This is a genomic window from Nitrospiraceae bacterium (assembly GCA_020632595.1).
Classification (GTDB): Bacteria; Nitrospirota; Nitrospiria; order Nitrospirales; family UBA8639; genus Nitrospira_E.
Genome location: JACKFF010000003.1, coordinates 111,941 through 124,826, shown reverse-complemented (window position 1 = coordinate 124,826; position 12,886 = coordinate 111,941). Strand labels below are relative to the sequence as shown.

Below are 12,886 nucleotides of genomic sequence, written 5' to 3'. Positions count from 1 at the left end.
CATGAGCGAAGCCCTTGAATCAGAAGTTAAAACCAATCCTCAAGGTGATCCAATTACGAGCGCACCCGCTGCACCAGCAGTTGACAGCGAAAAGGGAAGAAAGGACCCTCATGGAGAAGCCAAACGGCAGAGGATTGTCTCTCCAGAGTATATGTTTTTTGAGGCTCCTCGTGAACGCGAATTCATTACGGGGAGTGAATGTGCAAAAGAGGCGGTGAGGCGCTCAAATGTAGATATGTCCGTGGCATATCCTATTACCCCACAAAGTGAAACATTGCAATTAATCGGAGTATTGTATGGGGAAGGGTATGTGAAGGAATTCTATCGAGGCGAAGAAGAATATGGCGTCATGTCGGCAATTGCTGGCGCATCTCGCGCAGGTGTTCGAGCGTTTACTGCCACAGCTGGTCCTGGAACATTGCGAGGTCTTGAGCCCATTGTCTCGTGGGCCGGTCACCGCCTTCCCGCTGTTTGCATGTTTACGTGCAGGGTCGTCAATGCTCCCTTGGCCATCCAACCGGATAATATTGAAATTGCCTACCTTTTGAACAGCGGAATGTTGGTCTTCCATGCAGAAAATCAACAGGACCTGTTCGACTTTATTATGAAAGGTTTTATCATCAGCGAAAAAAATGATGTGACCCTGCCAGTAGGTGTCTGTTGTGATGGGTTTTTTGTGACACATGCTCGAGGATATTGTGCAATGCAGGATCGTGGGCTCAAGCTTCCACCTCGAGATCCTTACAGAGGGTCAGTGCCAGTTTTAGATGCGGAGAACCCTCCAGCTCGATTGTCTCGTGATGCTCCAGTTCAAAAATCTAATTTTATGGCCTACAACATTCATGCTGTGTGGCAACAGGAAGTATGGGCTGGCGTGGAACGATCACGGAAATATATTAATCAGTATATGGATGGATTGTTAGAAGCTCAGGATGTGGAAGACGCAGATGTTCTCCTTATTGCTTCCGGGAGTGCTGCGGCGCAATCCCGCGAGGCGGTCCGCCAATGTAAAGAAAAGGGCATCAAGGCAGGATTAATCAAAATTCGTTCCTTGCGACCATTTCCAACAAACGAACTAAGGGAGCTTTGCGGCAAAGCCAAGCTTATTGTTATTCCCGAATTTAATTATGTTGGATGGTTGGCCAAAGATGTGGCCACGGCAATTTATGGGTTTTCCAACGCAAAAATTGTGGCCGGTCCACATGTCTATGGAGGAATGTCCATGCCGGTTGAGATGATTACTGACGAAGTGGAATGTGGGTTGACCGGTAAGAAGTCGAACACTGTTCCAGAGTCTCATATAATGGGAACCGTGGATCCGGCAGCAGTTGCTCATTTTATGAAGAGCATTTAGGATCGGTACAATAGCGAAGAATAGGAAGACCAAAAGCCCGTCCCAAAAAAATTGGGGCGGGCTTTTCTTTGCCATCAGGAAAAGTTTGAGGATTGATTAAGGGGAAGGCTGTCGGTTAGTAGAAGCTCCTGGTAAAGTAACAGGTTTAAATGATCGTTTCTTCTGCCAGACCACTAATCTTGATTACCAATGATGATGGAATAAGTGCTCCTGGCATCAAGGTGTTGGCTGAGGCTCTGAGCCCGTTGGGGGAAGTTTGGGTTGTGGCCCCAGAAAAGGCCCAAAATGCCGTTGGGCGGTCTATGACATTGCATAAACCATTGAGGCTGCGTGCTCTGAAAAAACGATGGTATGCCGTTAATGGGACCCCAGCGGATTGTGTGACACTAGCCGTGTGTCATCTTCTACCGATGTGCCTGCCAAAATTGGTGGTGTCAGGAATTAATAAGGGATGGAATTTGGGTGATGACGTGACTAATTCCGGAACGGTTGCCGGTGCTATTGAAGGTATGCTTCATGGTATCCCTTCTATTGCTATTTCCCTGGAAGACTTACCAAAATGCCAATATGCCGTCGCCGGCCATTTTGCCTTTTTGGTTGCGAAACGGGTTTTAGAATACGGGGTTCCTGAAGAGACCATATTAAACGTGAATGTTCCGAGTCGTCGATTGGAGAACATTGCCGGTATTCAAATAACTTGTTTGAGCCAACGTCGTTATCTCAATCCCGTAGTCGAAAAGACAGATCCTAGGGGGAATCGATATTTTTGGATTGCGGGCCAGCGAGAATCATGGGCTAGAGGGAAGCATTCTGATCATGACGCCGTTTCCAATCAAATGGTCTCAATTTCTCCACTTCATTTGGATCTAACCGATTATTCTGCGATGCAGGCGCTTAAGGGGTGGGAGAAGGATTTGTCTGCCCCAACACAACCCTTGCAAAAACCCAAAATGGTTTCTAGGAAAGGTAAGCGACGGAGTGCGAGCAATTTTTCCTGAAAAATATGGAATTGGGCAAACAATTATACGAGTGGATGTTATCGTGGTCTGACTCTCCCTATGGAGTTCCTGCCCTATTCTGTCTGGCTTTCGCCGAATCTTCATTTTTCCCACTGCCTCCTGATGTGCTAGTCATTGCGCTTACTCTTGGCAATCCAAGCCTGGGCTGGTGGTACGCAACGGTCGCGACGATGGGGTCTGTGCTTGGAGGAGCATTTGGATATGGAATCGGATGGTTTGGGGGGCGGCCTCTTCTGCTTAAGTTTATGGGGCAAGCCAGAATGGATTTGGTGCATCAGTATTTTCAACGGTATGAAGCCTGGGCTATTCTTATCGCAGGGTTCACCCCTATTCCGTACAAAATTTTTACCATTGGGGCAGGAGCGTTTTATGTGAACTTTCGAACATTTATGGTGGCCTCACTTATCAGTCGGGGCGGTCGGTTTTTTCTCGTTGCAGGTGCTATCCAATTCATGGGCCCATGGGTCAAAGAACTCATAGAGAAGTATTTCAACATATTTTCCATCATCTTTGTGGTGATGTTGGTTCTTGGATTTTGGCTGGTCCAACATCATGGAAAAAAAATCACACATCCCGCACCCACTCGAGAACAGTAAGTTATGCCTCTCACCCTGTATAACTCCCGAACAAAAAAGAAAGAACTGTTTCTCCCGCTGACGCCGAATCAGGTTAAAATGTATGTTTGCGGAGTCACGGTATACGATGATTGTCATCTTGGACATGCCAGGAGCGCGTTAGTTTTCGATACCATCAGGCGGTATTTGGAATACAGCGGTTACCAGGTCACCTATGTCAGAAATTTTACCGATGTGGACGATAAAATTCTCCAACGAGCTCACAAAGAAGGTATTCCCTGGACTCAGGTGACGGAAAAATATATCGAAGCCTTTTATCGAGACATGGGGCGATTGGGAATTATTCCCCCTACAATAGAGCCTCGAGCGACTCACCATATCCAGGATATCGTGGACATGATTGCCGGATTAGTTGAGAAGCGCATTGCCTATGAGGTGAAAGGTGACGTGTATTTCGAAGTCAGAAAGTTCAGTCAGTATGGCCAATTATCCGGTAGGAATCTGGAAGAATTATTGGCCGGTGCTCGCGTTGAAGTCGACCATCGGAAAAAAGATCCCATGGATTTTGCTCTCTGGAAATCAGCAAAGCCGGATGAGCCAGGGTGGGAGAGCCCTTGGGGTAAAGGTCGACCGGGTTGGCATATCGAATGTTCGGCCATGTCGATCAAGCACTTGGGTCCAACATTCGATATCCATGGGGGAGGGAAGGATCTCATTTTCCCGCATCACGAAAATGAAGTGGCTCAGTCTTGTGCCTATACGGGGAAGGAATTCGCGCGGTATTGGATTCACAACGGGTTTGTGACAATTGATCAAGAGAAAATGTCCAAGTCATTGGGAAATTTTTTTACGATTCGAGAGATCTTTGAGAAGTCACCATATTCAGAAATCGTAACCGGGGAATGTCTTCGCTATTACCTCCTCTCCACGCATTACCGGAGCGATATCAATTTTTCTGACCAATCGATTTCCGAAGCCAAATCGGCTATGGATTCCATCTATGGACTCATTCGGCGACTGGAGGAATTCGATACTCAAGCGGATAATCAAGGTCACGAAGAGTGGGGGCGCGTCTCGAATCATTTTGCCAAAAAATTTCAGGAAAGTATGGATGATGATTTCAATACGCCCAAGGTGCTCGGAGCTTTTCACGAACTTCGAGGAGAGATCAATAAATTATTGGGAAAGGGGTTGTCCAGCCAGGCTAAACAAAAAGTCAAAGAGGCACTGAAAAAGTTCGGCGAACCGCTCGGGTTATTCCAGTTGAATCCTAAAGAATGGCCGTTTGTTGCATACGGTTCTGCAACGATAGGGGGTGGCGGTTCTTTGAAGGCAGAAGGAACGAAAACCGCTTACGGTTCTACAATAATAAGTGGTGGTGGTTCTGTGGAGACCTCTCGTTTCGTAAGTTCGGATTGGATCGAGGAAAAAATTCGCCTTCGCAATGAAGCTCGTGCTCAGAAAGATTTTTCTACCGCTGATACCATCAGAAATGAATTAGCCGAACAAGGCATCATTCTGGAAGACCGACACGATGGCACCACACGATGGAAACGATGAATCCCAGGCAACGGTGTACGGGTTTCATGCGGTTCTAGAATCTCTCCATTCGCAGTCTCGGCCCGTCCAACGAATTTGGACTCTTCGGGCTGATGGTCGATTTCTTCCCATTGTGAAATTGGCAAGGGAGCGTGGTATTTCCCTGGCTGTCGAATCAAGGGAACGATTAGATCGCTTAGCCGGCGATCGACATCATCAGGGCGTGGTGGCTCAAGTTTCCGCCAAGGAATATCTGGAGGGAGAGGAGTTGCTGGACCAACTTTCTCTTAACCCGATCTCTGCTTTATTAGTGGTGTTAGACCAAATCCAGGATCCACATAATTTGGGCGCGATTGTCCGTTCGGTAGAGGCGGCCGGTGGAGATGGGATTGTCATCCCCAAGCACCGTGCCGTGGGTCTGACGGGTGGAGTGGCCAAAGCATCGGCTGGGGCTTTAGAGCATATTTCCATTGCCCGAGTAGCCAATACGGGAAAGTTTCTTGAAACATGTCGGAAGCGGGCCATCAGGACTGTCGCATTAGTCCCGGAAGGAGTTGAATCCTATACAGAGGTAGACCTCACAGAACCCGTTGCGCTGGTGTTTGGAAGTGAGGGAGAAGGGATCCGGCCGATTGTCCTAAAAAAATGCGATCAACAAGTAAAGATTCCGATGTTTGGAAGGCTGAACTCGCTTAATTTGTCAGTTGCCGTAGCAGTGACACTCTTTGAAGCAGTTCGGCAACGCACTCAGAAGCTATAAGAGCCTTGCGGAAATTATTTTATCTGAATCAGGCCTTCTTGAATTGCGGCATTGAGCAGTTGGGCGGCATTAGAAACCCGAACCTTCTTCATCATATTAGCCCGGTGGGCTTCGACGGTTTTGACACTAATTTTTAATTGCTGTGCAATCTCTTTATTCTTCAACCCTGACCAGATGAGTTGTAGGATTTCTTGCTCGCGTTGAGTCAGGGCCTCTGGGCGTTTTCGCTTAATAGGTGGCATGTCCAATTTATCCGGCTTTAGTTGGTTGGTCATGGGTACCTCAGGCATTTTCTCTAGGCGAATTATCTAAGGGAGAATATCAGGTCATTTTAGGATTGTAAACCGAAAGAATACGTAAACTCACCCTAGTCGAATTAACTACGGAATATGTGACCTTTATGTCTCACTGGATTGTTTGGCCGAGCGTCTTTATTCTGGGAGCGGTCATTGGAAGTTTTTTGACGGTATGTGTGTACAGAGTGCCAAAGGGACAATCTGTGGTGGCTCCTCGGTCGGCATGTCCTCATTGCAGCAGGCAGATATGCTGGTATGACAATGTTCCTCTTTTGAGTTTTATCTGGCTACTGGGGAGGTGTCGATTTTGCCATTCGCGTATTCCGCGAAGGTATCCCGTTATTGAGTTGGCAAATGGCTTAGGCTATCTGCTGGTGGTCTGGCGGTTTGGACTCACATGGCCCACGATCGTGTATGCGGGATTGGTGTCGGTGTTCCTTGTAGTGGCTTGGATTGATTGGGACCACAAAATTATTCCAGATGTGATTACATTACCTGGAATAGTGGTTGGCTTTTTTTGCGCATCCTTTCTACTACCGACGGGCTGGGTCAATTCGCTTATCGGACTGTTGGTGGGAGGCGGGGTCTTGCTAGCTCTCGCGTGGGTCAGTCCCTTCTTGTTCGGGAAAGAAGGCATTGGGGGTGGTGATATTAAATTTTTGGCCATGGTGGGAGTCTTTTTGGGGTGGCAACAGGCCATACTTACCTTGATGGTGGGATCAGTGGTGGGAGCGGTTGTCGGGATAATCTTACTTGCGACGAAGGTCCTTAAAAAAGGCCAATACATTCCTTTCGGACCTTATTTAGCGCTTGGGGGCCTGATCGCGGTGGTATGGGGAACGGAATTATGGCACTGGTATTTTCATGGCTTGCTATAAGTACCCAACGAATTCAGGAAGGCAGGTGCGATCACACGGAGTCGGTTGAAGACCTTACTGAGACAAGGATAAGACGATTGAAGAGATTTCTTTTATGTACCAGAGGTTTTACCTTCACTGAATTAATCATCGTGCTTGGCATTATCGGGGTAATCTTGATGTTCGCTCAGACCTGGGTGGTGTCCCAATTACCTCATTGGCGATTGAATGGAGCAGCCAGGCAGGTGACCTCTGACCTTTTAGGGGCAAAAATGAAGGCTGTGATTGAGCGGAATAGGCAACGAGTCTTCTTTCAGGATAATCATCGGTATGTGTTATTGGATGATGATAATAATAATGGAAAGTCCGACCCGGGCGAACATCTTATAGCTCGCGATATTCAGGAGAGTTATCGAGATGTCATGATGACGGCATCCAACAATCCTTCCTTCCTGCCAAGAGGAACGGCGTCCAGCCTGGCATCTATTACCTTGTCCAATTCAGCCGGGAAACGGATCATTACGGTGAGCATAACCGGGCGGGTAAAAGTGAAGTCTTAATGAACATCATGATTCGTGAGGGATATCGACTGACGAGTTGTCTGCGAAATAACCGAGGGTTCTCTTTGTTAGAAGTGCTCATGGCTCTGGTGGTGGTTTTCCTGGCGCTCCTTGGATTTGCAGGTTATTCCGTTGTTGCCCATACCGGCATCACCGCCAGCGAAAAAATGACCAGAGCCGTCACCCTCGCCCAGGAAAAATTGGAAGACGTGCGCCGGGATGGAATGCCCAATTCGCTAACGGGTGTATGGATTAACACGGAACCCTATGGCTCCATTGCCGGTGCGAGTCATCATCAACGAACGCTCACTATTCAACCGCATTTTCCAATATCCGGGTTACACACTGTCACGGTCGAAGTGCGGTGGGATCACGATGCGCATACCACCACACTTACCACTTATCTCACAAAGTAAAAGTGAATGCGCGGATGTCACATGTTTCGATAGGGTCCCCTCAGGGGTATACACTTGTTGAGGTTATGGTGGCCCTGGGCCTGAGTCTCCTGACAGTGAGTGTGGTCTATGCCCTGTATATTCAAGAACTCAAAGCCCAGGGCGTGCGAGAGCATATTTTGGACATGCAGCAACAGGCTCGCGTGGTGGTGGATTTGGTGACCCGGGAAATTCTGATGGCCGGTTATGACCCTCGTGGAGTGAATCGTGATGCCGATCTTACCAATGATTTTGAGGGGATTACGTATGATCCCAAAAAGCTCTCTATCAAGGCGGATATGAATGGTAATGGCATCACCAGCGATGCCAATGAATCGATTGTTTTTGTCTATGATGCCACAACCCACATGCTTCGGCGTAATACAGGTGGAGGCAATCAACCATTTGGTGAGAACATTGAAGCGTTTGTCATAGACTACCTTGATCAGCGTGGGAGCCCGACCACAGATTCCAGAGCTATTCGACAAGTGAAAATTTCGGTTACAGCCCGGACGTCACAGCCTGATCCACAGTATGCCAAAAACGGTGGATATCGAACGCTGACTCTCCATTCCCGGATCACGATGAGAAATATCCAATCATGATCGGATTCAATAGCCAGGTAGGAAGAAGCCTTTGTCGCAATTCCAATGGTGGAGCGCTCATTGCGGCCTTGTTGTTGGTCGCTATTTCCACAATTATGGGTGCGACGATTCTGTTTGCCACATCCACCGATTTACAAATCAGTGGAAATTTCCGAAGGGCGATGGCTACGTTCTATGCCGCAGAGGCGGGCATCGCAGAAACTGTCGTTCGTTTAAGTGGATCTTCTTTTTCAAATCCAGGGTATCTCGGCGATCCTTCTCCCAGCCTGCAAGCAAATTGGTCCGCCTATGTGTTGTCCTCCCCTGAGTGGAAACTACAGGATGATCCTGAATATTCAGGGGTTTTCACCAACTATTTTCCTTTGAGTGGAAATCTCACCAATATGGCAGTTCTTCCAAATAGTGTGCAAACTGCTCTTCCGTACTGGACTAAAATTCGTCATAAAACCGAGTATGATGCGGAACAGGCGGGACACAGTTCTCTGACCCCTCACTATCAAGATGGGGATGGAAGTACCGCGACACATTCAATAGGTAACCGAGGAAGTTTAGTCTACTTTGGATTTGCATCAGAAAATGGACTCATTCCCACCTCATTTACGTCAGCAACTCCAACACCATATTCCCCGGTCGAAATCATCATCAGCCAGGGTCAGGTAGAAGGTGCCACCTCCCTGATTCAAGTGGAGGTGGCACACCCGTCTGGCCCCCCATTGTTGGCACCCGTATATGCGAATAGTCAGGTTGTATTCGCTGGCGGAACTGCAGTTATAGAAGGATTTGATAATTGTGGGCTCCTGGAAGGGGGCCGGCCCCCAGTGCAGCTGGGGCCTGCAGGTGCGTTGACAGGAACTGCCACTTTCACAGGAAATCCTCCGACGCCACAAGTGGGCACGGAAATCCTTGATTTGGTCAAGGCTTTAGATGGCCTGAAGGGAGGCGCCCAGGTCATTTCAGGAGATCTTCTCGGTCTGAATCTTGGGGTGCCTGGGAATCCTGCCCTATTGTACACCGAATCGCTTGCAGGGGGATTTTTGAGCCGACTTTCCGCTCAGAATTTCAATGGATATGGCATACTGTTGGTAATGGGAAATCTAAACATTTCCGCGCCTTTTCATTGGGAAGGGCTCATCATTGTCTCTGGGCAAGTGACGTTTGATGGTGGAATTGGGAGTTCAGTCATTCAGGGTGCGCTCTTGGCGGACCAGGTGCAGATACTGAATGGCGAGGTGAAGATGACTCTGGATACCTGTCCGATTGCCGCGTCCCTTCGGGTGCTTCCGGTTACGACCCTCAGTTGGCAACAACTTCTCTAAACACTCTAAGACTTTTCTATTTCTCGACTGATAAATCTCAAAAATTCGCTTGCAAGATTTCCTCTCCATAATTCCTCTCACATCCAGTTTCTAGTTGAGTTTACTTTTTCGGGCAAAATGTTTTCGTAAACTTCCCCTTTTACCACATCGTTTCTGAGACTTTTGATTCGTGGCGACATGGGTCCTTTGATTGATTGCAGAAGGGTAACCCCATTCTTACAATAGTTTTCTTGTCACGGCATGGGGATTGGTTTACAAATTTCAACTTAACCGCTTGTAGAATTCCCCGATGGCGTGTTTGAGACGAGTTTTTTCAGGAAAAATGTGTTCTTAGTTAACCTTTAACGGGGTAAATGCCATGAGTGTACAACCAGACATTATTTACACGAAAGTTGATGAAGCGCCTGAGCTGGCCAGCGGATCGTTTCTTCCAATCATTCAGTCATTTGCTAAAGCGGCAGGTGTGACCGTTGGCACCAAAGATATCTCCCTCGCGGGAAGAATTCTTGCGCAATTTCCTGACAAGCTCAAGCCTGAGCAACGTCAGCCGGATGATCTGTCTCTATTAGGTGAACTGGTTGAGAAGCCAGAGGCCAATGTCATTAAATTACCAAACATCAGTGCATCGCTCCCACAAATTAAGGGTGCGATTGCTGAATTGCAATCTCAGGGCTATGCGATCCCTGACTATCCTGAAGATCCCAAAAACGAGGAAGAAAAGGATATTAAAGCCAAATATGACAAAGTAAAAGGAAGCGCGGTCAATCCGGTGCTGCGGCAAGGAAATTCCGATCGTCGGGCTTCAGCCTCAGTCAAGCAATATGCCAAAAAGAACCCTCATAAAATGGGTAAATGGACAAAAGATTCCAAAACGCATGTGGCGCACATGACGGCCGGAGATTTCTTCGGCAATGAAAAGTCCGTAACCATATCCGAGAAAGCGGCTGGAAAGGGAAAAATTGAATTTGTGGCGGACGATGGTAGCGTAACCGTCGTGAAAGATAAATTAACCCTTAAAAAGGGTGATGTGCTGGATGCCAGCAAGATGAGCTGCCAGGCATTGCGGCAGTTCTTTAAAGAGCAAGTGGCGGATGCCAAACAGAAGGGAATTTTGTGGTCGTTACACCTGAAGGCCACCATGATGAAAGTTTCGGATCCCATCATGTTTGGTCATGCGGTGAAAGCATTCTTCGAGGATGTCTTTGAAAAACACGAAAAAACGTTTGCCGAATTGGGGGCCAACCCGAATAACGGATTAGGTGACATCCTGGCCAAAATTAAAAATTTACCGGAGGCCAAAAAGAAGGAAATCGAGGCAGACATTCAGGCCTCCCTCAAAAATGGACCGGCACTCGCGATGGTGGATTCCGACAAGGGCATTACCAACCTTCATGTCCCGAGTGACATCATCATTGATGCATCCATGGCGGCTGCACTGCGAACCTCGGGGAAAATGTGGGGACCGGATGGCAAAGAACATGACATGAAAGCCATCATTCCTGACCGGAGTTATGCCGGTATCTATCAGGCCGTAGTCGATTTTTGTCGCGAAAATGGCGAATTTAATCCGTCTACCATGGGTAGCGTACCCAATGTGGGGTTAATGGCACAAAAAGCCGAAGAATATGGATCACATGACAAGACATTTGAATCCACTGGGAAAGGCATAGTCAGGGTCCTGGATGGGGCAGGGAATGTTTTGCTGCAACACGATGTCGAAAAAGGCGATATCTGGCGCAGTTGTTATACAACGGATGTTGCTATTAAGGATTGGGTCAAGTTGGCTGTGAACCGGGCCAGAGCTTCTTCGACGCCGGTGGTATTCTGGCTCAATAACAATCGGGCTCATGACGCCCAAATCATTGAAAAAGTCAATCTCTACCTTAAGGATCACGATACCAAAGGGCTGGACATTCAAATTATGGCCCCGGTGGATGCCATGAAGTTCTCACTCAAACGTGCGAAGGAAGGCCTCGATACCATTTCGGCCACTGGAAATGTGCTTCGGGATTATCTCACTGACTTATTCCCCATTTTGGAGTTAGGTACGAGCGCCAAAATGCTGTCCATCGTTCCACTTATCAATGGCGGAGGACTGTTCGAAACGGGAGCGGGAGGGTCGGCCCCGAAGCATGTCCAGCAGTTTGTCAAAGAAGGACATTTACGCTGGGATTCACTCGGAGAGTTTCTCGCGTTAGCTGAGTCATTTGCCCATTTAAGCCAAAACAAAAATAACAGAAAAGCCAAAGTTCTGGCAGACACATTGGACCGGGCTACCGGAAAGCTCATGGACAACCGGAAGTCCCCCGGACGTGAATTGGGGCAACTGGATAATGCAGGAAGTCATGTGTACGAAGCCCTGTACTGGGCGCAAGAACTAGCCGCCCAGAATGATGATCAGGACTTGAAAAAGCAGTTTACCCCGATCGCAAAAGAGTTGGAGTCCAAAGTTGATACAATTCTTGAGGAGATTAAAGCGGCAAAGGGACGGGCTCAGGATATTGGCGGGTATTATCGTCCGGATCCGACCAAGGTAATGGCCGCCATGCGTCCCAGCGCGACTTTCAATGCCATCTTAAGTCGCTTAGCCTAGGTTCTCAACGTAGGCTGATCTTCCGGTATTATTCCTGTACTGGGGGTGTGTTCAACGAGCCGGGTTCCAAACGGAGCCCGGCTCGTGCTTTTTGCAGTGGGAGATATTTCCGGTGAGTCATGTGAAAGTTGTGACCCTTCCCAAAATCGGAGATGTTCCCATTGTCCGTAAGACCAAGCGAGACATCTCTCTTGAAACCCCATTAGATGCACGAGATGACGAATCCCTCGGATGGGGATACTGGGATCGAATTTGGCCCTCTGAGGTGGCCTTATCCGAATGTCTCATTCATCAATTTTTCCCATCAAAGCTGCAAGGGGGCAAGGTCCTGGAAATTGGCTGTGGAACAGGGTTGGCCGGAGTGGTTGCTGCTCGGCTCGGGGCATTTACCATGTTTTCAGATATGGTGCCTATTACGCTTGAAGCAGCAAAGGAATCCTGTCGTCTGAATCATATCAGCAATTTTGACACATGCCTGTTGAATTTGACGGAAAAGATTGAACCCAAAAAATGCTTTTATGATTTGGTAATAGGCAGTGAAGTATTTTATGACGAGGGAATTTTAGCCGGTATTTCTCATATTCTTGGGCAGGTGCTTACCCAAAAGGGAAAAGCCATGTTTTGTGATCCAAATAGACTGGGGCTCGATACCGTCGAACGTGAATTTAAAGAGAAATTTATTGTGGCAATAGAAGAGATCCCGCTCAACTGGCCATTCCGAAAAGAAGGGGGAGTGGGAAAGAAGGGGTTTTTTTACCAATTAAGTCGCAGGAGTCAGGAGGCATTTTGACAAAGAGGAGGGGCCTCTTAAACGAGGGTTGTCCGAATTTCAAAAATTTAGTGAGTAAAGTTAATGGCTTTTTAAAGCAACAAGATAAATGACTGGGCATGACAGGTGTTTTCTCATGGCTGGGGCGAGTGTAGGCTATTGCGGTTCGGTTTAAGGAAGCCTTGGGCTAAAGGCAGTGATGGGGTCTT

Annotated in this window: 13 protein-coding genes; 12 read left to right on the top strand and 1 reads right to left on the bottom strand. The window is 47.9% G+C overall.

The genetic code is table 11. From position 1 onward, the window contains the following. Nucleotide 1: 1 nt before the first annotated feature. The 5 genes from H6750_08010 to rlmB all read left to right on the top strand — a co-directional run bounded on the left by H6750_08010 (nucleotide 2) and on the right by rlmB (nucleotide 5,247). Nucleotides 2–1,354 (top strand): ferredoxin oxidoreductase, encoded by a 1,353-nt coding sequence (locus tag H6750_08010; protein MCB9774257.1) that lies wholly within the window; start codon nucleotides 2–4, stop codon nucleotides 1,352–1,354. Nucleotides 1,355–1,503: 149 nt separating this feature from the next. Continuing rightward, nucleotides 1,504–2,352, top strand: coding sequence for a 5'/3'-nucleotidase SurE (surE, locus tag H6750_08005; GenBank protein ID MCB9774256.1), 849 nt, complete (start codon nucleotides 1,504–1,506; stop codon nucleotides 2,350–2,352). A gap of 5 nt (nucleotides 2,353–2,357) precedes the next feature. Further along, nucleotides 2,358–2,969, top strand: a complete 612-nt coding sequence (locus H6750_08000) for a DedA family protein (GenBank protein ID MCB9774255.1) — start codon at nucleotides 2,358–2,360, stop codon at nucleotides 2,967–2,969. A 3-nt stretch (nucleotides 2,970–2,972) separates the two neighbouring features. Continuing rightward, entirely contained in the window at nucleotides 2,973–4,508 is a 1,536-nt protein-coding gene (locus H6750_07995; protein MCB9774254.1) for a cysteine--tRNA ligase, read from the top strand. Further along, nucleotides 4,483–5,247 (top strand): 23S rRNA (guanosine(2251)-2'-O)-methyltransferase RlmB, encoded by a 765-nt coding sequence (gene rlmB / locus H6750_07990; protein ID MCB9774253.1) that lies wholly within the window; start codon nucleotides 4,483–4,485, stop codon nucleotides 5,245–5,247. Before H6750_07995 ends, rlmB begins: the two co-directional genes overlap by 26 nt. Before the next feature lie 14 nt (nucleotides 5,248–5,261). Here rlmB and H6750_07985 read toward each other — a convergent pair whose 3' ends face one another. Continuing rightward, the gene (locus H6750_07985; GenBank protein MCB9774252.1) at nucleotides 5,262–5,522 is read right to left on the bottom strand and encodes a response regulator transcription factor; all 261 of its coding nucleotides are present in this window, start codon (nucleotides 5,520–5,522) and stop codon (nucleotides 5,262–5,264) included. A 125-nt stretch (nucleotides 5,523–5,647) separates the two neighbouring features. Between H6750_07985 and H6750_07980 the strand changes: the two genes are divergently transcribed. The 7 genes from H6750_07980 (at nucleotide 5,648) to H6750_07950 (ending at nucleotide 12,698) form a co-directional block, all read left to right on the top strand. Next, complete coding sequence (locus tag H6750_07980) at nucleotides 5,648–6,421, top strand: prepilin peptidase (GenBank protein MCB9774251.1); 774 nt, start codon at nucleotides 5,648–5,650, stop codon at nucleotides 6,419–6,421. Nucleotides 6,422–6,498: 77 nt separating this feature from the next. Next, entirely contained in the window at nucleotides 6,499–6,960 is a 462-nt protein-coding gene (locus H6750_07975) for a GspH/FimT family protein (protein ID MCB9774250.1), read from the top strand. After that, a complete protein-coding gene (locus H6750_07970; GenBank protein MCB9774249.1) occupies nucleotides 6,960–7,376 on the top strand; it encodes a prepilin-type N-terminal cleavage/methylation domain-containing protein in 417 nt (138 codons plus the stop codon). The genes H6750_07975 and H6750_07970 overlap by 1 nt, the downstream gene beginning before the upstream one ends. Before the next feature lie 14 nt (nucleotides 7,377–7,390). After that, nucleotides 7,391–7,999, top strand: a complete 609-nt coding sequence (locus H6750_07965) for a prepilin-type N-terminal cleavage/methylation domain-containing protein (protein ID MCB9774248.1) — start codon at nucleotides 7,391–7,393, stop codon at nucleotides 7,997–7,999. Beyond that, a complete protein-coding gene (locus H6750_07960) occupies nucleotides 7,996–9,315 on the top strand; it encodes a hypothetical protein (GenBank protein MCB9774247.1) in 1,320 nt (439 codons plus the stop codon). Before H6750_07965 ends, H6750_07960 begins: the two co-directional genes overlap by 4 nt. Before the next feature lie 358 nt (nucleotides 9,316–9,673). Next, nucleotides 9,674–11,908, top strand: a complete 2,235-nt coding sequence (locus H6750_07955; protein ID MCB9774246.1) for an NADP-dependent isocitrate dehydrogenase — start codon at nucleotides 9,674–9,676, stop codon at nucleotides 11,906–11,908. A 112-nt stretch (nucleotides 11,909–12,020) separates the two neighbouring features. After that, nucleotides 12,021–12,698 (top strand): methyltransferase domain-containing protein, encoded by a 678-nt coding sequence (locus H6750_07950; protein ID MCB9774245.1) that lies wholly within the window; start codon nucleotides 12,021–12,023, stop codon nucleotides 12,696–12,698. The last annotated feature ends 188 nt before the right edge of the window (nucleotides 12,699–12,886 follow it).

Bases quoted from the DNA above. Each gene is read 5' to 3' on its own strand.
- H6750_07995 (MCB9774254.1), top strand. From the start codon at position 2,973: ATGCCTCTCACCCTGTATAACTCCCGAACAAAAAAGAAAGAACTGTTT.
- H6750_07985 (MCB9774252.1), bottom strand. From the start codon at position 5,522: ATGACCAACCAACTAAAGCCGGATAAATTGGACATGCCACCTATTAAG.
- H6750_07970 (MCB9774249.1), top strand. From the start codon at position 6,960: ATGAACATCATGATTCGTGAGGGATATCGACTGACGAGTTGTCTGCGA.
- H6750_07980 (MCB9774251.1), top strand. From the start codon at position 5,648: ATGTCTCACTGGATTGTTTGGCCGAGCGTCTTTATTCTGGGAGCGGTC.
- H6750_07960 (MCB9774247.1), top strand. From the start codon at position 7,996: ATGATCGGATTCAATAGCCAGGTAGGAAGAAGCCTTTGTCGCAATTCC.
- H6750_07965 (MCB9774248.1), top strand. From the start codon at position 7,391: ATGTCACATGTTTCGATAGGGTCCCCTCAGGGGTATACACTTGTTGAG.
- H6750_07955 (MCB9774246.1), top strand. From the start codon at position 9,674: ATGAGTGTACAACCAGACATTATTTACACGAAAGTTGATGAAGCGCCT.
- rlmB (MCB9774253.1), top strand. From the start codon at position 4,483: ATGGCACCACACGATGGAAACGATGAATCCCAGGCAACGGTGTACGGG.
- surE (MCB9774256.1), top strand. From the start codon at position 1,504: ATGATCGTTTCTTCTGCCAGACCACTAATCTTGATTACCAATGATGAT.
- H6750_08000 (MCB9774255.1), top strand. From the start codon at position 2,358: ATGGAATTGGGCAAACAATTATACGAGTGGATGTTATCGTGGTCTGAC.
- H6750_08010 (MCB9774257.1), top strand. From the start codon at position 2: ATGAGCGAAGCCCTTGAATCAGAAGTTAAAACCAATCCTCAAGGTGAT.